18 protein-coding genes and 5 tRNA genes are annotated in these 19,453 nt (G+C 44.9%); 17 read left to right on the plus strand and 6 right to left on the minus strand.

The annotated features are described in order from the left end of the window. The 4 genes from Q4Q57_RS21300 to purM form a co-directional block, all read right to left on the minus strand. Positions 1 to 438: hypothetical protein (locus tag Q4Q57_RS21300; protein ID WP_311891957.1), on the minus strand; the 438-nt coding region annotated here is incomplete at its 3' end. Between the two features lie 325 nt (positions 439 to 763). Further along, positions 764 to 1,510, minus strand: coding sequence for an HAD-IIA family hydrolase (locus tag Q4Q57_RS21310; protein WP_259562454.1), 747 nt, complete (start codon positions 1,508 to 1,510; stop codon positions 764 to 766). Positions 1,511 to 1,667: 157 nt separating this feature from the next. After that, a complete protein-coding gene (purN, locus tag Q4Q57_RS21315) occupies positions 1,668 to 2,312 on the minus strand; it encodes a phosphoribosylglycinamide formyltransferase (protein ID WP_311891958.1) in 645 nt (214 codons plus the stop codon). Next, the gene (gene purM, locus Q4Q57_RS21320; protein WP_006081244.1) at positions 2,312 to 3,349 is read right to left on the minus strand and encodes a phosphoribosylformylglycinamidine cyclo-ligase; all 1,038 of its coding nucleotides are present in this window, start codon (positions 3,347 to 3,349) and stop codon (positions 2,312 to 2,314) included. Before purM ends, purN begins: the two co-directional genes overlap by 1 nt. A 331-nt stretch (positions 3,350 to 3,680) precedes the next feature. On the opposite strand from purM, the gene upp reads away from it, so the two are divergent. Then, positions 3,681 to 4,307: a uracil phosphoribosyltransferase gene (gene upp / locus Q4Q57_RS21325; protein ID WP_006081245.1), complete on the plus strand. Its 627-nt coding sequence runs from the start codon at positions 3,681 to 3,683 to the stop codon at positions 4,305 to 4,307. A 271-nt stretch (positions 4,308 to 4,578) separates the two neighbouring features. Continuing rightward, entirely contained in the window at positions 4,579 to 5,985 is a 1,407-nt protein-coding gene (locus Q4Q57_RS21330; protein WP_311891959.1) for a GGDEF domain-containing protein, read from the plus strand. A 208-nt stretch (positions 5,986 to 6,193) separates the two neighbouring features. Here Q4Q57_RS21330 and Q4Q57_RS21335 read toward each other — a convergent pair whose 3' ends face one another. After that, positions 6,194 to 7,513 carry a Na+/H+ antiporter family protein gene (locus Q4Q57_RS21335; RefSeq protein WP_006081246.1) on the minus strand — a complete coding sequence of 440 codons (1,320 nt, stop codon included), beginning with the start codon at positions 7,511 to 7,513 and terminating at the stop codon, positions 6,194 to 6,196. A gap of 388 nt (positions 7,514 to 7,901) precedes the next feature. Between Q4Q57_RS21335 and Q4Q57_RS21340 the strand changes: the two genes are divergently transcribed. Beyond that, the gene (locus Q4Q57_RS21340) at positions 7,902 to 8,507 is read left to right on the plus strand and encodes a peroxiredoxin C (protein ID WP_006081247.1); all 606 of its coding nucleotides are present in this window, start codon (positions 7,902 to 7,904) and stop codon (positions 8,505 to 8,507) included. Positions 8,508 to 8,606: 99 nt separating this feature from the next. On the opposite strand, the gene rnt is transcribed toward Q4Q57_RS21340, so the two are convergent. Continuing rightward, positions 8,607 to 9,278: a ribonuclease T gene (rnt, locus tag Q4Q57_RS21345; protein WP_311891960.1), complete on the minus strand. Its 672-nt coding sequence runs from the start codon at positions 9,276 to 9,278 to the stop codon at positions 8,607 to 8,609. Positions 9,279 to 9,419: 141 nt separating this feature from the next. Between rnt and motY the strand changes: the two genes are divergently transcribed. From motY to Q4Q57_RS21415, 14 genes are all read left to right on the plus strand, one after another. Further along, positions 9,420 to 10,289, plus strand: coding sequence for a flagellar protein MotY (gene motY, locus Q4Q57_RS21350; RefSeq protein WP_063883092.1), 870 nt, complete (start codon positions 9,420 to 9,422; stop codon positions 10,287 to 10,289). 820 nt (positions 10,290 to 11,109) lie between these two features. After that, positions 11,110 to 13,293, plus strand: coding sequence for a prolyl oligopeptidase family serine peptidase (locus Q4Q57_RS21355; RefSeq protein ID WP_311891961.1), 2,184 nt, complete (start codon positions 11,110 to 11,112; stop codon positions 13,291 to 13,293). A gap of 171 nt (positions 13,294 to 13,464) precedes the next feature. Next, entirely contained in the window at positions 13,465 to 13,866 is a 402-nt protein-coding gene (gene ybgC / locus Q4Q57_RS21360; protein WP_311891962.1) for a tol-pal system-associated acyl-CoA thioesterase, read from the plus strand. Continuing rightward, positions 13,856 to 14,542, plus strand: a complete 687-nt coding sequence (tolQ, locus tag Q4Q57_RS21365) for a protein TolQ (RefSeq protein ID WP_006081252.1) — start codon at positions 13,856 to 13,858, stop codon at positions 14,540 to 14,542. Before ybgC ends, tolQ begins: the two co-directional genes overlap by 11 nt. Then, a complete protein-coding gene (gene tolR / locus Q4Q57_RS21370; RefSeq protein ID WP_006081253.1) occupies positions 14,542 to 14,976 on the plus strand; it encodes a protein TolR in 435 nt (144 codons plus the stop codon). The genes tolQ and tolR overlap by 1 nt, the downstream gene beginning before the upstream one ends. Then, a complete protein-coding gene (gene tolA / locus Q4Q57_RS21375; protein WP_311891963.1) occupies positions 14,977 to 15,987 on the plus strand; it encodes a cell envelope integrity protein TolA in 1,011 nt (336 codons plus the stop codon). It abuts the gene before it with no gap. A 13-nt stretch (positions 15,988 to 16,000) separates the two neighbouring features. Then, on the plus strand, positions 16,001 to 17,329 hold the full coding sequence (gene tolB / locus Q4Q57_RS21380; RefSeq protein WP_311891964.1) for a Tol-Pal system beta propeller repeat protein TolB: 1,329 nt from the start codon (positions 16,001 to 16,003) through the stop codon (positions 17,327 to 17,329). A gap of 46 nt (positions 17,330 to 17,375) precedes the next feature. Beyond that, positions 17,376 to 17,912: a peptidoglycan-associated lipoprotein Pal gene (gene pal, locus Q4Q57_RS21385; protein WP_006081256.1), complete on the plus strand. Its 537-nt coding sequence runs from the start codon at positions 17,376 to 17,378 to the stop codon at positions 17,910 to 17,912. A gap of 24 nt (positions 17,913 to 17,936) precedes the next feature. Next, positions 17,937 to 18,686, plus strand: coding sequence for a tol-pal system protein YbgF (gene ybgF, locus Q4Q57_RS21390; protein WP_311891965.1), 750 nt, complete (start codon positions 17,937 to 17,939; stop codon positions 18,684 to 18,686). A 142-nt stretch (positions 18,687 to 18,828) separates the two neighbouring features. Beyond that, positions 18,829 to 18,904, plus strand: a tRNA-Lys gene (locus Q4Q57_RS21395). A gap of 58 nt (positions 18,905 to 18,962) precedes the next feature. After that, positions 18,963 to 19,049 (plus strand) — tRNA-Lys (locus tag Q4Q57_RS21400). 40 nt (positions 19,050 to 19,089) lie between these two features. Continuing rightward, positions 19,090 to 19,165, plus strand: a tRNA-Lys gene (locus tag Q4Q57_RS21405). A 38-nt stretch (positions 19,166 to 19,203) separates the two neighbouring features. Beyond that, positions 19,204 to 19,293, plus strand: a tRNA-Lys gene (locus Q4Q57_RS21410). Between the two features lie 38 nt (positions 19,294 to 19,331). Then, positions 19,332 to 19,421 (plus strand) — tRNA-Lys (locus tag Q4Q57_RS21415). The last annotated feature ends 32 nt before the right edge of the window (positions 19,422 to 19,453 follow it).

Genomic DNA, 19,453 nt, shown 5'->3' on the forward strand with positions numbered 1-19,453 from the left:
ATCACCATCAAAATACACAAACAGCATGTCATCGCCTTTACCACCTTCCTCGAAATGAATATGGTGGATTCCCCACTCAAAGCGAAGTAAATCCGTTTTATTGTCTTTGTTTTGATGACGTGCTTTTACTTGTTTACTAAGGAAGGGATTTACATCAACACCGTGTGAGAGCATCGAAACCATATTTGCTGTTTCGGGGCGATTCTGTAGCCGTGGAGATATGTGAATGTTCCACTTTTTGATCGGTATTCTGCGTTCAGTCACCGTAAGAAAGTGAAGTATTAAGTTTTTTATATCGTAATGCTTATAGCTAAGGTGAGCTTCTGTAGCACTAATGTGTTGCTTACTTAGCTCTTCAAAACTTGGTATTTGGTAACCAAAACCTTTTAGCTTTTCTTTGATTTCAGTTTCTAAATCCTTAAAGAAATCCACTTCCATGTTGTGCTCCTATTAATGTGCAAAATTTTACTAGAAGTATTCTATCGCGTTATGCGGATACGGAAAAAATCGGCGGTTGGTATGGCGGAGGTGCAAAAGCATTCTTCATGATTATCCATTCCTGCCGCGCTTAAACTGTTTTGCAGATCCTTACCCGTTTTGTAAGGAATAGCTAGTCAGAACGACCAATGGATTGCCTTGTTCTAAAATGCGCTGGATAAATGTCGCTACCGAATATCCGTTTATTTAAGGTATTTAGTTTATGGCGCCCAGCACCATAAACGCTGGGCACACATTGGGAAATGAGCTTAATTAAAATGAAGATTTAAACAACATCGATGTCACCCGCGCAGGCAAACACATGGTTCGGGCGGAAGGGTTCTTTGTCGATATCTTCAAGTTTACTCACGCCACTGGTGACCAGAATGGTTTCAAGCCCGGCTTGGAAGCCCGCTAAAATATCGGTACGCATATTGTCGCCGATGATGACAGTGTCTTCCGAGTGCCCATCAATATGATTTAGCGCTGAGCGAATGATCCAAGCACTCGGTTTACCCACGTAGAAGGGTTTTTTACCGGTTATACGCTCGATAGGCGAACATAGCGCGCCACAGGCTGGGCTGTAAGCTGGGCCGTGAGTGTCTGGGTTAGTGGCAATAAAGCGCGCGCCGCGTGCGATGAAGCCTGCCGCTTTATGGATCATTTCCCAGTTGTAGGAGCGGGTTTCACCGACAATCACAAAGTCAGGGTTGATATCGGTAATGGTAAAGCCTGCTTTGTAGAGTTCGTGGGTGAGGGCGCCTTCACCAATAACATAGGCTTTACTGCCTTCTTGGTGCTGTAAAAAGTCAGCGGTTGCCATCGCGGAGGTATAAAAGCATTCTTCAGGAATATCAATACCGGCAGCGCTTAAACGGTTTTGCAGATCCTTTCCCGTTTGTACGGGATAGTTAGTCAGGACGACTAACGGATTGCCTTGTTCTAAAATACGCTGGATAAATTTGTCGCTGCCGGGGATCAGTTTATTGTCGTGCAGTAGTACACCATCGATATCGCAGATAATATTTTTCATCTAATAGTCTCTTGTCATGCCGAGCAAAAATCACTTTTCGTTAAGTTATCTAATGCCACATTGCCCCAGAAAACAATGCTTTTGTGGAAAATAGTTAAAAAAATAGAGACCCTAAGGTCTCCATTTGTGATCTCGCTACCATTGCTTTTAAGCGGAACTAATCAGGCGCGTAACCGCTTGGGCCGATAAGAGTGCCATCAAGATAGGCTTGGCCGTTTTGCATGTTAAGACGTTGCTGACTAAACCATTTCACCACGAGTGGGTAAATGGCATGTTCTTGCTCATGCACACGGGCTGCGAGCATGTCAGCGGTATCTTCTTCATAAACAGGCACTTTAGCCTGTAAAATCACCGGACCTGCATCAAGCTCTGGCGTGACAAAATGCACGCTGGCACCATGTTCGCTGTCGTTAGCGTCAATGGCACGTTGATGGGTGTTTAAGCCAGTGTATTTCGGTAACAGTGAAGGATGGATATTGATCATGCGACCTAGGTAATGATTCACGAAATCATCGGTTAAGATCCGCATAAATCCTGCCAACACGATTAAATCGGGGTGGTACTGTTCGATCACTGTCATTAAACGCGCATCGTATTCAGAGCGAGATTCACCTTGGTGAGCTATCACGCAGCTGGTATCAATTTCGCCATGATGGGCGCGCACTAGGCCATAGGCATCGGGTTTATTACTGATGACTCCGACAACTTCGGCCTGCAGATTATCGTCGCAACCGTCGATAATCGCTTGCAGGTTACTGCCATTTCCGGAAATTAATACAACTACACGACAGCTCTGGGGCATTACAGGATCTCCACTTGCTCTTCATTGCCTTCACGATCTGCGATAGCACCGATAAGCCAAGCTTGTTCACCTTCTGCAGCCAGTAATGCAAGTGCTGCATCCACTTTATCGGCTGGCAGCGCGACTAACATGCCGACGCCACAGTTGAAGGTGCGATACATTTCATATTCTGCAATGTTGCCATTTTCCATTAACCAACTGAAAACAGCAGGCCATTGCCATGAATCGCCTTGGATAACCGCTTTTAAATTATCTGGCAGTACGCGTGGGATGTTTTCCCAGAAGCCGCCACCAGTAATGTGTGCCATTGCATGTACGTCTGATGCTGCGATCAGTTTTAGCAATGATTTCACGTAAATTTTAGTTGGCTCAAGTAGATGTTCAATTAGCGGTTTGCCATTGAGATCTTGTTGAGGGTCTGCTTGGCTCACTTCTAATACTTTACGTACTAAAGAGTAACCATTTGAATGAGGGCCGCTCGAGGCTAATGCGATAAGCGCATCACCCGCTGCCACTTTGCTACCGTCAATGATGTCGGCTTTTTCAACTACGCCTACGCAGAAACCTGCTAGGTCGTAATCTTCACCTTCGTACATGCCTGGCATTTCAGCGGTTTCACCGCCGATTAACGCACAACCAGATTGGAAACAACCTTCGCCGATACCGTTGACGACAGACGTCGCGGTTTCAACATCCAGTTTGCCCGTTGCATAGTAATCGAGGAAAAACAGTGGCTCAGCACCTTGAACGATTAAATCGTTCACACACATAGCAACTAAGTCTATGCCGACTGTGTCATGTTTTTTATAGTCGATAGCTAAACGCAATTTAGTCCCAACACCGTCGGTGCCAGACACTAAAACCGGTTGCTTGTATTTAGTGGGGATTTCACACAGGGCGCCAAAACCACCTAAGTTGCCCATAACTTCTGGACGACGGGTACGTTTAACGGCTGCTTTAATGTTACTTACCAGTGCATTACCTGCATCAATATCAACGCCGGCATCTTTATAGCTCAGTGGGGTAGGTGTGCTCACGGAGGGATCCTCTCGGGTACATCGTTATTGGATTTTATGCGGCGGTATTCTACCAGCTTGTGCTAGGGGTCGAAAGTCATGATTTGGATTTATGCCCCTCGGCGGAGTATTTTTGGCCGAGTAAAACTGTATTTCAGTTTCTGAGGTCTTGAGATTGGTCACAAAATAGTAAATTAAGGTACGTATCTTAGTCGATTGGGAATTATTCTTGGGAGATAGCTCACGATTAGGTCTAATGGCAAAACTTTATGTTTTACCTAGTAAACAAATCAACTAGAATCTGAAAAATTTGCCTAAAATAATACGCCGAAAAATAAAGTAGGAGAGAAAAATGAAAGTTGTCGAGGTTAAACATCCTTTAGTGCGTCACAAAATCGGTTTAATGCGCGAAGGTGACATTAGCACTAAACGTTTCCGTGAGCTAGCCGCCGAAGTGGGCAGTTTATTAACCTATGAAGCTACCGCAGATTTCGAAACTGAAACGGTGACGATTGAAGGCTGGAACGGTCCGGTTGAAGTCGACCAAATCAAAGGTAAAAAAGTCACGGTTGTGCCGATTTTACGTGCGGGTTTGGGCATGATGGACGGTGTGCTTGAGCATATCCCCAGTGCGCGTATTTCAGTTGTCGGTATTTACCGTGACGAAGAAACTCTTGAGCCTGTACCTTACTTTGAAAAGCTCGCCAGCGACATGAACGAGCGTATTGCCTTAGTTGTCGACCCAATGCTCGCGACTGGTGGTTCTATGATTGCGACCGTCGATTTATTGAAGAAACGCGGTTGTACTTCAATCAAAGCCTTAGTGTTAGTGGCTGCGCCTGAAGGGATCAAAGCGTTAGAAGCGGCGCATCCTGATATCGAGTTATATACCGCTGCTATCGATAAGTGCCTCAATGAGAAGGGCTATATCCTGCCAGGTCTTGGTGATGCGGGCGATAAAATCTTTGGTACTAAATAACCAAAGCTGTTAAAAATCAAGTTGCTAAATAATTAGCGTAGCTGATGCTCAGTTGAGCGGATGTACTCATTAAGGGAGCCTAGGCTCCCTTTTTGTTTTTTTGTTCGCCACAGTTATAACAACTTTGTTTTAAGCTGCTAAAGTTTAGCATTAAGACAAATGGTTATTCGCAATTGCAGTTGTTTTTATTGGTTTATTTTGTGGTTTAATGGGACATTACTTAAGTTTTGGGCAAGGCATATTGTCGGTATAACAAGGATTAAGAGGGATTATGGGACATTCGGCACTCAACTGGTTGTTATTACGTCGGTCACTTGCACTTGCGACCCTCTTGTTTGTCATATTCTTGCTGATCCTATTGCCGTTTAAAATCGATAGAGAACACCAATCCTTTGTGTCTTTTGTAAAAACCAAGCAAATCACACCGAGCTATATTGAACTGCTCGGTAAAAGCTTATCCCTGCACGACATCATTGATTTCAATAAATCTTCTTTAGCGCCTTTTCAGCTCGATCCCACCCGATTAATGCTGCCCCAAGGGGTGGAGCTTTCTGCTGAAGAAGCGCAAGTCTTACGCTACTTTGATTATCTCTACTCCAGTAAAAAGACAAATGCAGAAGATATTTTCCTGTATGTGGGGCTTTATCGTAGTGATGCTGTGTATTTTGCTACCCCAATCCCTGAGGACGTAAAAGCGCGGCTGATTAATGACCGTACTTCGACAAATGAGTTTTGTCAGAGCCTGCACTATTGTGCGAAAGACGCGACGCCAGAGTCCTTGGCCGATGGCATAGTGTTATCCATTCCTTATCAGGATGAAGTGACTGGTAAAGTCATTTTATCTATGGCCTCGCCGATTACATCATCTAGCGATCCTAATCATTTTATTGGTGATGTGATTGCCGACACGGCCTTTATGACGTCGGGCTTTATGCGTAATAAACATGTGGAATGGCGCAATACCGATTATGGCACTGAGTTGGTGATCACGACAGATAGCCTTTGGGCTGAACTGACGCCGGAGTTCTTGTTTTATTCGATGACAAATCATTTAGATAACATGACTTCACTGACATACAAAATCAGTATATTTCGTTTTATTGTGTGGAATTTGCCCCTGTGGTTTTTGTTATCTATTGTGATCTTCTTCGTTCAAATTAATATCAATCGTTTTAGGAAACTTCGTACTGAGCGTCAACGGTTTAGTGAAGCGATGTTATTGGATGCTTTTACTCGCACCTACAATAAGAAAGTCTATGAGACCGCACTGTTTGATGTCGCAACGAAGGGGCATTACGCAGTGATCTGTGTGGATGGCGATAAAATCAAAACCATTAATGATACATACGGGCATAAACTCGGGGACATGGCGATCATGCAAATTGTCGATGCAATGCGCGGCGTATTTCGAGAAAACGATTTGTTAATCAGAACCGGCGGTGATGAGTTTGTCGTCATCTTAGCTAATTGTACTTTTGAACGGGCTTTGGTATTGGCTGAACATTTACGTCAAGCTGTGGCAGAGCGACAATTTTTAAATGTGTTGACCGTTTCCTGCGGTGTCGCTGATTCGCAAGACTATGCTAACTTTGAGGCCGTACTGCAAGCGGCGGATAAAGCGCTGTATGAGGATAAAAAGAATAAGCAGGGTAGCTGCAAGCTCGAAGCGACACGGTAACTATCATGTTAGTTATCAGGCTATTATTGCGTTAACTATTGAGATTGCGTTAACTATTGATATTGAGTTAGCTATTAGGTTAAGCATCGAGTGAATTAACGCGTCACGTGACCGCTATAAAGTTGCAGCCAGCAATAAAAAAACAGCGCGGACAATGTCCGCGCTGTCATTACTTTCTATTACTGCTATTCAATCTATTCAATCGTGTTTACAACACCATGGCTGCAATCCAGCCAAACACTAACAGTGGAATATTGTAGTGGATGAAGGTGGGGATCACGCTGTCACGAATGTGGTCGTGTTGCCCATCGGCATTCAAACCCGCAGTAGGCCCTAAGGTGGAATCCGATGCTGGCGAGCCCGCATCACCCAGCGCCGCAGCGGTGCCGACTAACGCGATTGTCGCCGCCACTGAAAAACCAAAACTTAACGCCAATGGCACATAAATCGTCGCGATAATCGGAATAGTGGAGAAAGACGAGCCGATCCCCATAGTGATCAGTAGACCTACTAGCAGCATCAAGAAGGCGGCGAGGGCTTTATTATCCCCAATGATGTCGCTAAGCGAAGCCACAAGCGTGCCCACTTCACCGGTTTCTTTCACTACCGCGGCAAAGCCAGCGGCTGAAATCATGATAAAGCCGATGTTGGCCATCATGCGCACGCCTTGATTGAAAATATCTTGGTCGGCGACATGCTTTAAGGCGCCAGAGAAACTGAAAATCATGAAGCCGACTAAGGCGCCAAAAATCATCGAATCGGTTTCAAGTTGCACCACTAAGGTGGCTAATATCGCCACTGCGGCAATGATAATATTGCGTTTGTTGAGGGTTTCTTCTGGCTCTGCAACCAGCACTTTGGCCTCATCGTAGATCCGAGGTTTACGGTAACTGATAAACACAGCTGTCAGTAAACCAACTATCATGCCCGCCGCTGGAATTAACATGGCTGGTGGAATTTGCTCACGTACAGCCGCTAAGCCATTGCTGGTTAAGTTGGAAAGCAGAATGTCATTTAAGAAAATGCCACCAAATCCAATCGGTAAAATCATATAGGTTGTGACCAGACCAAAGGTCAAAACACAAGCGACTAAACGACGGTCGATGTTCAGCTTGGTCATCACATGTAACAGGGGTGGCACTAAAATCGGAATGAAGGCGATATGAATAGGTAAAATATTCTGTGACGCCATCGACATGACGAGGAGCGATAGCAGCAGTAACCAGCGAACCCAGTTAGTGTTGGTTGGATTAGGATCTTGCCCAAGACTACTGATGATGCTTCTTGAGATCAGCGTGGTTAAGCCTGAGTGCGATAGTGCGACAGCGAAGGCACCTAATAATGCATAACTGAGCGCAATTTGCGCGCCGCCACCTAAGCCCGTATTAAAGGCATCTATGGTTTGGTGCAGATCCATTCCGCCCACAAGTCCCGCCACAAGGGCGCTCACGGTGAGGGCGATAACTACATTCACCCTAGCTAAACTGAGTGCCAACATTAAGCACACTGCAATAACGACTGCATTCATAGTCAATTTTCTTAATTCTTTAAGCCAAAGACGCTATTTTTGACTGCAAAGGCTGTCGATGTCCAGTTTGCCGAGGGCTTATCTGAAAAATATCTGAAAATGTGATCATGCTGGGTTTTGTCTGTTAGCTGAATGTGGATTGCTGCGCACACAGGATACGCAGATTGCTCTATCCTTAGTCAGGCAAAACGGAAATGCCCTTGAAAAATGTGATATTGGTCTTAAATAGGTTGTAAGGCACAGCACACGACTTATAATGCCTAAAGATTTGATTGGTAAGAACACCTTTTAATCAGTAAGGATTTAACTCGACCTAGGTTGAGGAGAGCATACTGGCGAAAGGGCATCTTGCCTTACACTTAGTTCAACTCATAGATGGAGATATAAAATGAGCGTATTAGTAGGCCGTCAGGCTCCTGATTTTACTGCTGCAGCTGTATTAGGTTCTGGCGAAATCGTTGATAGCTTCAACTTAACTGCAGCCATCAAAGGCAAACCAGCAGTCGTATTCTTCTATCCACTTGACTTCACTTTCGTTTGTCCATCAGAGTTGATCGCATTTGATCACCGCATGGAAGAGTTCACTAAGCGTGGTGTAGAAGTGATCGGTGTGTCTATCGATTCTCAGTTCACTCACAACGCATGGCGCAACACCCCAGTTGAAAAAGGCGGTATTGGTCAAGTTAAGTACACGTTAGTGGCTGACGTTAAACATGAAATCTGTAAAGCATACGATGTTGAGCATCCTGAAGCGGGTGTGGCTTTCCGTGGTTCATTCCTGATCGACAAAGAAGGCATGGTTCGTCACCAAGTGGTTAACGATCTGCCATTAGGCCGTAACGTTGATGAAATGCTACGTATGATCGACGCACTGCAATTCCACGAAGAGCACGGTGATGTATGTCCTGCTGGCTGGGAAAAAGGCGACAAAGGCATGAACGCAAGCACTGAAGGTGTTGCTGCTTACCTGTCTGAAAACGCAAGCTCACTGTAATTAGTACTTGTTAATCACAGTTGTCTGTTAAATGAAAAAGCTGCCAATGGCAGCTTTTTTGTTTTTAAATGACTTAAGGTCTAGCGTGAACCGCTAAACTTATTCCTCAGTATCGCTTTGTGCATCCTGCGCATCTACGGCCAGTAACGGCCAGCCGCCTAATGATTTCCAACGATTCACTATGTGACAAAAAAGCTCTGCGGTACGTTCGGTATCATATAGCGCAGAATGGGCTTCTTTATTATCGAAGGGAATGCCCGCCATGATGCATGCTTTGGCAAGTACGGTATGACCAATGGCAAGTCCGGCGAGTGTAGCAGTATCGAAAGTAGCAAAAGGATGAAACGGTGAGCGTTTTAAGTCGCAACGTTCAATCGCCTTACTCACAAAACCATGATCAAAAGCGGCATTATGCGCCACTATGATACTGCGATGGCAGTCAGAGGCTTTTTGGGCTTTTTTCACCGCTTTAAAGATTTCTAAAAAAGCTTCTTTCTCGCTCACAGCTCCGCGTAACGGATTAGTGGGATCAATGCCGTTGAATGCTAACGCTTCGGGTTCTAAATTTGCGCCTTCAAAGGGCTCAATGTGGAAGTGTAGGGTTTTGTCGATTCCTATCACGCCTTCATTGTCCATTTTCAGTAGGGTGACGGCAATTTCTAGCAACGCATCGGTTTGAGAGTTGAAGCCCGCAGTTTCGACATCAATGACTACGGGAAAGTAGCCTCGAAATCGGTATTTCAATTTGTTCGCGTCGCAAATGTCACTCATAAAGTACTCTAGAAAATTCACAGGGCGCTATTATGCTAAATGTGTTGGGGTGTGTCATGCTTGATTGATGGTTTTATGAGCTAAAGGAACTAAATAGTTTGCCGATAAAGCCATGTAACCGATTAAACATGAGTAAAGGCTATGTGGCGAAAACTGATATTAGTATCAATTTTATGCGTTCCAGCAACTGCAACGGCAGAGTTGCGCCATTATGTCGCCTCTTTAAGTGATTCCCAATGGCGAGTGAGCGAGAATTCTCCCATCGTTTGTCGCCTCGAGCACGATATCCCTTCCTACGGTAAAGCGATTTTTACCAGCGAAGCGGGTAAGCAGCAAAATATGAATTTTACCTTAGACATGTGGGTAAAGCCGGACCAAGTCACGCAAGCTAAGTTAATTAGTCGCGCGCCGCAGTGGCGTCCGGGAGTGGTCTCAAAAGAGATCACGTCACTGCATTATCAAAAGTACTTTAATGGTGAGGTGCCTAAACGTGCTGCTTGGTCTATGTTGGCTGAGTTGAGTCGCGGTATGGAGCCGACGTTTTACTATGCCGATTGGTATAACGAGTCAAATAAGATCGCTGTGGGTTTGTCATCGGTTAATTTTGGCCGTAAATATAGCGAGTTCAAAGCTTGTCTAGCGCACCTGTTGCCCTATAGTTTTGAAGATATCGCATTTACTGTGCTGAACTATGATGAAGGCGGAACCGATTTAACTCGTTTCTCCCAGCAGCAACTATCTCGGGTTCAAGAATACTTAGCCTATGATCCTTTGGTGGAGCTAGTGCTGGTGGATGCGTATACCGATAGTTACGGTGGCCGTTCAGTTAACCAAAAAGTCTCAGATAAACGGGCTGAGTCGGTAAAAGATTTCTTTGTTGCCAGTGGTATTCCGCAAGATCGTATCGTTACTGTAGGGCACGGTGAGCGCCGTCATGTGGCTTCGAACGATGATATGGACGAAAGGGCACGTAACCGCCGCGTTGTGATACGGATAAGTAAGCCTTTGTAGTGCATTTGCGCAGTGTTTAACCTGTGCTACATCAATATAGTTAAACCTAATCCAATGCCAAGTCACTGACTTGGCATTGTCATTTCTGGATGCGGAGATGGTTATTTTTGGATAGCTTGGCAGTATTTCGCTCAACCTCAACCTCAACCTCAACCTCAACCTCAACCTTTGCAGCATCAGCGAGCTTTGAATAGGATTATGAGTTTTTCTTATTTGTGATATTCGCGAGCAGGTAACCGTTAAGCACCTTAGACAACTTAACTGGGGTGAGGGCATGAATAGTGATAGCGGCATAAAGCCTGATATCGTCGTAAGTAGGATGGTGTTTGAAATGGATAAAAAAAAAGCCCGCTTAAACTAAGCGGGCCGCAAAAATAATGCATTTGCAATCAACAAATTGAAGGAAGGAAGTCAAGCATAAGAACCAGGGAAGAAACTGAAGTGTTGGGAACACACCAGTTTAAAAGTTCTTTGTTTTCGATATCTGCAAGCAGGTATCTCCTGAAAACAAGCACATTCTATGGTGAACTCGGCGGTAAAACAAACGAGAAAAATTGCCCATAAACATTAGTAATTCTAATGAAGGTAAAGGTGATCTATATCACTTAAGTCACTATTTACCTTGATTAATAACTTATAAATCACTATTAGTGCATAATAATACACTTCAATAAGCTTATCCTTGCTGCCATTTTGTTAAATCTGCGATACAACCTAAAAATCTTCTTATTAAGTTACGGCATTGCCATGATTTTTTTTGCTTGTATAGTACTTGCTGAAAAGGCCTTAAGCCCGAAACCACAAGAAGGACGATAACAAGATGGCATTAAGATTTCGCCTTGCAAAGCAAGGTTTGTTAGTGGCCACATTGGGAATGGCACTCGGTGCCTGCCAAAGTGGCAATGCACCTGAACAAAATTCGACTGAGCAGGCAAGCGCAAATAAATTGGTTTACCCTGTGACTCAAAAAGATGATCTCGTCGAAACCATTCACGGTGTTACCGTGGCGGATCCTTACCGCCATTTAGAGGCCAATACGCCAGAAACGGAAGCTTGGGTAAAAGAACAACAAGCCTTCGGTCAAGCCTATTTAGCCAAGATCCCCAATAAACAAGCAGTGGTCGATCGCATCACTGAGCTGTGGAATTACGAAAAAGTCTCCGCCCCATTTGAGAATGGCGACAATCAATTTTACTACCGTAATGATGGCCTGCAGGCGCAATCTGTTTTGTATGTCAAAGGGTTAGATGGCGTTGAAAAGCCAGTTCTCGATCCAAACAAACTGTCAGCGGATGGCACTGTGGCGCTATCAGGTGTTGCAGTGAGTAACGACGGTAAAATTTTAGCCTATGGTGTGTCAAATTCGGGCTCAGATTGGCAGCAATGGCAGTTTGTTGATATCGCAACCGGTAAGAAACTTGCCGATGAATTGAAATGGATTAAATTTTCTAGCGCAGTGTGGGATAAAGAAAACCAAGGTGTGTTTTATGCTCGCTATGATGCCCCTGCGGGTGGAGATGTCTTAGCCGACGTCAATTTCAACCAAAAAGTGTATTACCATAAATTAGGCACAGATCAGCGCCAAGATTTATTGATTTACGAGCGCCCACAGAATAAAGATTGGGGCTTTGGTATCGAGGTATCCGAGAAAGGCGAATACCTATTACTGTCGATTTCTCAAGGTACGGATAAGCGTAATCGTTTCTTCTATAAATCCTTATTTGAGCCTAAATCACAAGTGGTGGAATTGATCCTCAACTTAGAAGCTGAATATGAGTTTCTCGGTAATGATGGTTCAGTGTTTTATTTTAAAACCGACTTAGATGCGCCTAACGGTAAAGTGATTGCGATTGATACCCGCAATAGCGATAAATCCCAATGGCAAACCATTATTCCTGAGTCTACAGATCCCATTAATAACGTCGCCATAATTAATGACCATTTAGTGGTGAGTTATTTACACGATGTATTAGGTCAATTATCGATTTACAGCATGGGTGGACAGAAGCGCCAAGACGTAGCATTACCCGGTCAAGGCAATGTGGCGGGGCCTTTTGGCAAAGCAAGCAAAGACTATTTCTATTATGTGTTTAATAGTTATATTCAACCTGAGACCACCTATAAATTTGACTTTAAAACTGCAGAATCAAGCGTAATTGCCAAACCTAAAGTATCGTTTAATCCCGATGACTATGTTTCTGAGCAAGTGTTTTATCACAGCAAAGACGGCACGCGTGTGCCTATGATGCTGTCCTATAAAAAAGGCTTAGTGAAGAACGGTCAAAACCCAACATTACTGTATGCCTATGGTGGCTTTGCCATTTCGATGACACCACGCTTTAGTCCGGCCAACATTGCTTGGTTAGATATGGGCGGTATTTACGCTGTGCCGAGTTTACGTGGCGGCGCTGAATACGGCGAAAGCTGGCATCAAGCGGGGATGTTCGATAAAAAGCAAAATGTGTTTTATGACTATTTTGCCGCCGCGGAATATCTAGTGAGTGAAAAATACACGAATAGCACTAAGTTAGGTGCCTATGGCCGCAGTAACGGTGGTCTGTTGATGGGCGCTGCGGTGACTCAACGCCCTGAACTTTTCGCCGCCGTATTACCTGCGGTAGGTGTACTGGATATGCTGCGCTTCCACAAGTTCACTATTGGTTGGGCTTGGACGAGTGAATATGGCAGTGCCGATAAAGCAGATCAATTCCCTGCGCTATTAGCATATTCGCCTTATCACAATGTGAAAGCGCAAGCTTACCCAGCGACTATGGTAATGACGGCCGATCATGATGATCGCGTCGTGCCATTGCACAGTTTCAAGTTCGCAGCCATGTTACAGGATAAGCAAAAAGGCACTGAACCTGTGATTATGCGTATCGAGTCCAATGCGGGTCACGGAGCTGGTAAACCAACGGCGATGAAGATTGATGAATTTGCCGATATCTACAGTTTCTTGTGGCAGAGTTTTGGCTTAACACTGCCACAAACTATCGCAAAATAACTAACTATGTTAATAAAATGGGGTCCTTTGACCCCATTGTCTTTTACAATTGCCCCTATTCATCTGAAACCCGCGCTATTCCTATCTATATCTTCGTCGGGTCATTCACAAGTCTTGTTTCCCTAGGTATAGTAAGCGTCAATTTTTCAACCAAAATTTGCTTATTTTCAAATGATGTTTCATTGGCCTATTTCAGTCTATTACGAAGACACCGACGCTGGCGGCGTTGTCTATCATTCGAACTATCTCAACTTTTTTGAGCGGGCGAGAACCGAGTGGCTAAAAGCCCTTGGCGTGAGTCAGACTGCGCTTTTAGCCGACGATACCGCCTTTGTGGTAAAGCGTGCGGAATTAGATTTTCGCAAAGCGGCACATTTTGAACAGAACCTTATTGTTGAAACTAAGGTCATAGAGTTGAAAAAGGCCTCGTTGATCTTTCATCAACGCTTGGTCGATAAACAGGGAGACTGTTATTGTGAAGGCACAGTGCTGGTTGTTTGTGTTGCGCTGTCACGAATGCGTCCCCGAGCTATTCCCTTAAATATTGTGCAGGAGTTTGACAGTGCAAGCTGATATGTCGATTGTTGGGTTATTTTTACAAGCCAGTTTATTAGTGAAATTTGTTATGTTCACCTTACTTTGCTTGTCAGTGATGTCTTGGACGGTGATTTTACAACGCCGTAGCTTACTGACATCCGCAAAAAGTAAATCGGCGAAGTTTGAAGACAAATTTTGGTCAGGCGTTGATTTAAACCGTTTATATAAAGAATTATCGACTCGTCCTGATAATAGCGGTTTAGAGTCATTATTTGTGACTGGCTTTAAAGAATATTCACGCCTGAATAAATTAAATAGCAAAGTGCCCGATGCCGTGATGGACGGTACATCACGTGCTATGCGTGTGACACTTTCTCGCGAAATGGAAAAGTTAGAAGCGAATTTACCATTATTAGCGACCATTGGTTCGACTAGCCCTTATATCGGTTTATTTGGTACGGTATGGGGGATTATGAATTCATTTATCGCCATTGGTTCGATGGAAAACGCGACCTTAGCTATGGTTGCCCCCGGTATTGCTGAAGCCTTGATTGCAACGGCTATGGGTCTATTTGCTGCTATACCTGCGGTTATTGCGTACAACCGTTTCTCGACTCAAGTCGATAAATTGGAAATGGCCTACGCAAACTTTATGGAAGAGTTCTCCAGCATTTTGCATCGCCAAGCATACAGTGAGAAGGAAGGGGCATAATGCAACCAGCTTATCAGCGCAAACGTCGTCGCCCCGTTGCCGAAATCAACGTGGTGCCCTATATCGACGTGATGCTCGTGCTGTTAATTATTTTTATGGTAACAGCGCCCATAGTCACCCAAGGGGTAAAAGTGGAGCTGCCTCAAGGGGCAGCGGAAGTTTTACCTGCTGACAGTAAGCCACCTGTGGTGGCTTCGATTGACGGTGACGGTGATTATTATCTGAATAAAGGCGGTTCGACCAACGTACCGATGGACTTGGAAGAACTGGCGACGGAAGTTGCTGCACTTATGGTGACAGAGCCTGAGCGTCCAGTGGTGGTTAAGGCCGATAGAAATATTCCTTACGATAAAGTGATTCAGTTGATGGTGACCTTGCAAGGTGCTGGCGTGCCATCAGTCGGTTTGATGACGGATTCACCCAAGGAGAAATAGGTGGCAGATAAGTCAGATGTAACATTACCTCTGTCAATTTCAGCGGGTATTCATATTGGCGTGATAATTATTCTGGCGTTGGGGATCGATTTCTCTCACAAACCTGAGCCTATGCAACAAGTTAGTGCGCCAGCGGTTAAAGCCGTGATGGTTGATCAGCAAAAAGTCGCTAATCAAGTTGAGAAACTTAAGCAAGAAAAGCGTGATGCCGAGCGCCGTGAGCAAGAACGTCAAGCTGAGCTTGAGCGCAAAGCGCAAGAAGCGAAGCAAGCGCGCGAACGTGAACAAGCTCAGATTAAACAGTTAGAGCAAGAACGTAAGCAGCAAGAAATTGAAACCCAAAAGGCCAATGAAGCGACCAAGCTAGCCCAAGTGAAACAGCAGCAGGAAAAGGAAAAGGCAGTTAAAGCCGAAGCCGACCGTAAGCTGAAAGAGCAGGAGCGTAAAGTCGCTGAAGATGCCGCGCAGAAAGCTGCGGAAAAACGCAAAGTGGAAGAAGCCGCTGCAGCAAAAGCCGAGACCGATCGTAAGCAGAAGGAGGCGGAAGCTAAGGCCAAAGCTGAAAAAGCCAAGGCTGATGCAGAAGCGAAAGCCGAAGCTAAGGCCAAATCGGACGCTAAGGCCAAAGCCGACGCTGAAGCTGAAGCCAAGGCCCGCGCCCAGCAGGAGCAAGAAATGGCCGATGCATTAGCGGCGGAGCAGGCGGCGTTGTCGCAAACCATGAATAAGCAGATGCAGAGTGAAGTGGGTAAGTATCAGGCAATGATTAAATCGACTATCCAACGAAATTTGGTGGTGGATGAATCTATGCGTGGCAAGACTTGTACTGTCTCTGTACGATTAGCAAATGATGGTTTTGTGATCAGCAGTCAAACTAAAGGCGGTGATCCAAATGTTTGTCGTGCAGCAAAAGCAGCGATTTTGAAGGCGGGTAAATTGCCAGTGTCTCCGGACCCTGCGGTTTATAACTTGATGAAAGAAATTAACTTAATCGTTGAACCAACGTTTTAATTAAAGGAGTCCCATGAAAATATTGGCAAAATGGTTAGCATTGGCGGTTCTGCTTTGCACCACCCCCGCAAAAGCGGCATTGGATATTGTGATCACAGAAGGTGTTGACGCTGCGCGTCCTATCGCTGTGATGCCTTTTGTTTGGCAAGGTCCTGGCGCCGCGCCGCAAGCGATTGCGGATGTAGTGATGTCAGACTTAGTACGTAGCGGTACGTTTAAACCTTTAGACGAACTTGGACTGCCTCAGCGTAATATTGGCACTGTGGCACAGTTTCAAGCTAATTCTTGGTCAAGTGTTGGCGCCGAAGCGTTAGTGCTAGGCACCGTTAAACCTTATGGTACCGATCAATATTTGGTGAGCTTTGATTTAATTGATTTAGTCAAAGCCCAAAACCAAGCGTTGAAAGGCCCAGTTAGTGCAACAGAATTTTTGATGGACAGCCGTCAAACTGTGATTTCAGCGGCGCAATTTCGCCAATATGGACACAGGATCAGCGATATCGTCTATGAAAAGTTAACCGGTATTCGCGGCGCATTCTTAACGCGGATCTCCTATGTTGTGGTCAATCATACTCAAAAAACCCCATATCAATTGATGGTTGCTGATTATGATGGCGTCAATGAGCAAATGTTACTGCGCTCGCCAGAGCCGTTGATGTCACCGACTTGGTCACCCGATGGTCGTCGTCTAGCGTACGTAAGCTTTGAAAACAAAAAAGCGGAGATCTTCGTGCAAGACCTTTATACCCAAGTGCGCACTAAAGTGAGCTCTTTTCCTGGTATTAACGGTGCGCCTGCGTTCTCACCCGATGGAAAATCTTTGGCTGTGACTTTATCTAAAGACGGTCAGCCTGAAATTTACATCATAGATATTGCAACTAAAGCGATTAAGCGTATTACCAATCACTATGCTATCGATACTGAGCCATCATGGTATCCTGATGGAAAGTCGCTGATTTTTACATCAGAGCGCGGTGGTAGACCACAGATTTATCGCGTAGAGTTGAGCTCAGGTAAAGTCAGTCGCGAGACCTTTGAAGGTGAATGGAACCTCGGTGGTTCAATTACCCCTGATGGTCGCAGTATGATTTTTGTTAATCGCACGAACGGTAAATTTAATATTGCGCGTATGGATTTAAGTACGCGTTTTATGCAGGTGCTGACATCGACACGTTTGGATGAATCTCCAAGTGTGGCCCCTAATGGTACTATGGTGATCTATGGCACTACATACCAAGGCAAGCAAGTATTAGCAGCTGTTTCTACGGATGGACGTTTTAAAGCAAGATTACCGGCAGGTCAAGGTGAGGTGAAATCACCTTCTTGGTCACCGTTTCTCTAATGTTATACCTTGATTTAATCACATTTAATTTTATAAGGAACACGTAATGGATCTGAATAAGTTGTTAAAAGCTATGTTGGTAGCACTTCCAATTATGGCTCTTAGTGCATGTAGCTCAACTTCAGAATCAGAAACTGATGCAATGGGCTCAACAAACGGTTCAGGTAGTGAGCTGAATGGTGGTGGCATTCAAACTGGTGGTGTAGGCGCAATGTTGTCTGCTGAAGAGCAACAACGTCAGCAGTTAGAAGACTTGAGAAAGCAACACATCATTTACTTCGACTTTGACCGCAGTGAAGTTCAAACTGATTTCGCCGCAATATTAGAAGCCCATGGCACTTACTTAGTTGAGCACCCAAGTGTGCGCGTACTGATTGAAGGTCATGCGGATGAGCGTGGCACGCCTGAGTACAACATTGCTCTGGGCGAGCGTCGTGCTAAAGCCGTTGCTAAATACCTACAAGGTATGGGCGTACAGCCAAGCCAAATGAGCGTAGTCAGCTATGGCGAAGAAAAACCACTTGATTTTTCTCGCACTGATGAAGGTTTTGGCAAAAACCGTCGTGCAGTTTTAGTTTACTAAGATTGAATCTCGGAGAGTAACACAATGAAACGTGCCGTCTTAATTACGGCAATGTTCCTTGGTGCGGGTGCTGCAGTTGCAGCCCCTGCTCCTGTGGAAGATATTGCTGGTGGTTCGGGTGATGACAGACTTGCTCGCATAGAACGTATTGTAAAATCAAGACAACAAAGCGAGCTCGATATGCAGCGCCGTCTTGATACACTGCAGCAGGAAGTACTCGATTTACGTGGTTTAACCGAACAACAGAATTATCAGATTGAGCAGATGCAACAGCGTCAGCGTCAGTTATATGATGAACTTGCTAATTTATCCTCAAAGGCATCTGCCGCTCCAGCAGCCGCAGCCGCGACATCCACACCCTCAGTCGCCGCGACGAATGCTGCTTCAAGTAGTTTAAGTGAAACAGCAAGCTATGAGAGTGCGGTTAACTTAGTCTTGAAAGAGCGTAAGTATGATGATGCGATTCCTGCCTTCCGTGCTTTTATCAAACAATACCCAGATTCTGTGTATGCCGCGAATGCTAACTATTGGTTAGGACAGCTGTTATTTAATAAGAGCGAGTTTGCAGAAGCCAAACAAGCCTTCAAAACTGTGGTTGACCGTTTTAGTGATTCTAATAAACGCGGTGACAGTTTAGTGAAGCTTGGCATGATCGCCGAGAAAACCGGTGACAAGGCTGGGGCGACGCAATACTACCAACAAGTCGTCAAAGATTACGCAAACAGCGCAGCAGCACGCATTGCACAGCAGCAACTGGCTGCAATTAAAGTGTAATTAACCAAAAAACATACTCTTAGTCTGTTTTTCATGCAAACGACAAAAAATTGGGAATTTGCGCTTGCATGAGAAGATGAAAAAGGTATTATAGGCGCCCTCAGAGCGGCGAGGTCGTTCGGGGCGTAAAATACCAGTAAATGGGTCGTTAGCTCAGTCGGTAGAGCAGTTGGCTTTTAACCAATTGGTCGAAGGTTCGAATCCTTCACGACCCACCACTTACTCTAATAAATAGAATAAGTTAGTGGTATTTAACGAGGTAGTCAGTAGTACAATGGGTCGTTAGCTCAGTCGCTTTTTTATAAAGCTAGGGCAGTTGGCTTTTAACCAATCAGTCGAATGGTTCTAATCCTTAATGGCGCAACACTTTACTGAAAGTGCATAAATCAGTGCAACACCAGATGGGTCGTTAGCTCAGTCGGTAGAGCAGTTGGCTTTTAACCAATTGGTCGAAGGTTCGAATCCTTCACGACCCACCACTTTACTGAAAGTGCATAAATCAGCGCAAAACCTAGATGGGTCGTTAGCTCAGTCGCTTTTTTATAAAGCTAGGGCAGTTGGCTTTTAACCAATCAGTCGAATGGTTCTAATCCTTCATGACACACCACTTTACTGAAAGTGCATAAATCAGCGCAAAACCTAGATGGGTCGTTAGCTCAGTCGCTTTTTTATAAAGCCAGGGCAGTTGGCTTTTAACCAATCAGTCGAATGGTTCTAATCCTTCACGGCACTCCACTTTACTGAAAGTGTATAAATCAGTGCCACAC

It is taken from the genome of Shewanella sp. SP2S2-6, from assembly GCF_031931965.1.
Classification (GTDB): Bacteria; Pseudomonadota; Gammaproteobacteria; order Enterobacterales; family Shewanellaceae; genus Shewanella; species Shewanella baltica.

Excerpts from the sequence above, each read along its gene's own strand:
- Q4Q57_RS21310 (WP_259562454.1), bottom strand. The coding sequence starts at position 1,510 with ATGAAAAATATTATCTGCGATATCGATGGTGTACTACTGCACGACAAT.
- purN (WP_311891958.1), bottom strand. The coding sequence starts at position 2,312 with ATGCCCCAGAGCTGTCGTGTAGTTGTATTAATTTCCGGAAATGGCAGT.
- upp (WP_006081245.1), top strand. The coding sequence starts at position 3,681 with ATGAAAGTTGTCGAGGTTAAACATCCTTTAGTGCGTCACAAAATCGGT.
- Q4Q57_RS21330 (WP_311891959.1), top strand. The coding sequence starts at position 4,579 with ATGGGACATTCGGCACTCAACTGGTTGTTATTACGTCGGTCACTTGCA.
- Q4Q57_RS21335 (WP_006081246.1), bottom strand. The coding sequence starts at position 7,513 with ATGAATGCAGTCGTTATTGCAGTGTGCTTAATGTTGGCACTCAGTTTA.
- Q4Q57_RS21340 (WP_006081247.1), top strand. The coding sequence starts at position 7,902 with ATGAGCGTATTAGTAGGCCGTCAGGCTCCTGATTTTACTGCTGCAGCT.
- rnt (WP_311891960.1), bottom strand. The coding sequence starts at position 9,278 with ATGAGTGACATTTGCGACGCGAACAAATTGAAATACCGATTTCGAGGC.
- motY (WP_063883092.1), top strand. The coding sequence starts at position 9,420 with ATGTGGCGAAAACTGATATTAGTATCAATTTTATGCGTTCCAGCAACT.
- Q4Q57_RS21355 (WP_311891961.1), top strand. The coding sequence starts at position 11,110 with ATGGCATTAAGATTTCGCCTTGCAAAGCAAGGTTTGTTAGTGGCCACA.
- ybgC (WP_311891962.1), top strand. The coding sequence starts at position 13,465 with ATGATGTTTCATTGGCCTATTTCAGTCTATTACGAAGACACCGACGCT.
- tolR (WP_006081253.1), top strand. The coding sequence starts at position 14,542 with ATGCAACCAGCTTATCAGCGCAAACGTCGTCGCCCCGTTGCCGAAATC.
- tolB (WP_311891964.1), top strand. The coding sequence starts at position 16,001 with ATGAAAATATTGGCAAAATGGTTAGCATTGGCGGTTCTGCTTTGCACC.
- pal (WP_006081256.1), top strand. The coding sequence starts at position 17,376 with ATGGATCTGAATAAGTTGTTAAAAGCTATGTTGGTAGCACTTCCAATT.
- ybgF (WP_311891965.1), top strand. The coding sequence starts at position 17,937 with ATGAAACGTGCCGTCTTAATTACGGCAATGTTCCTTGGTGCGGGTGCT.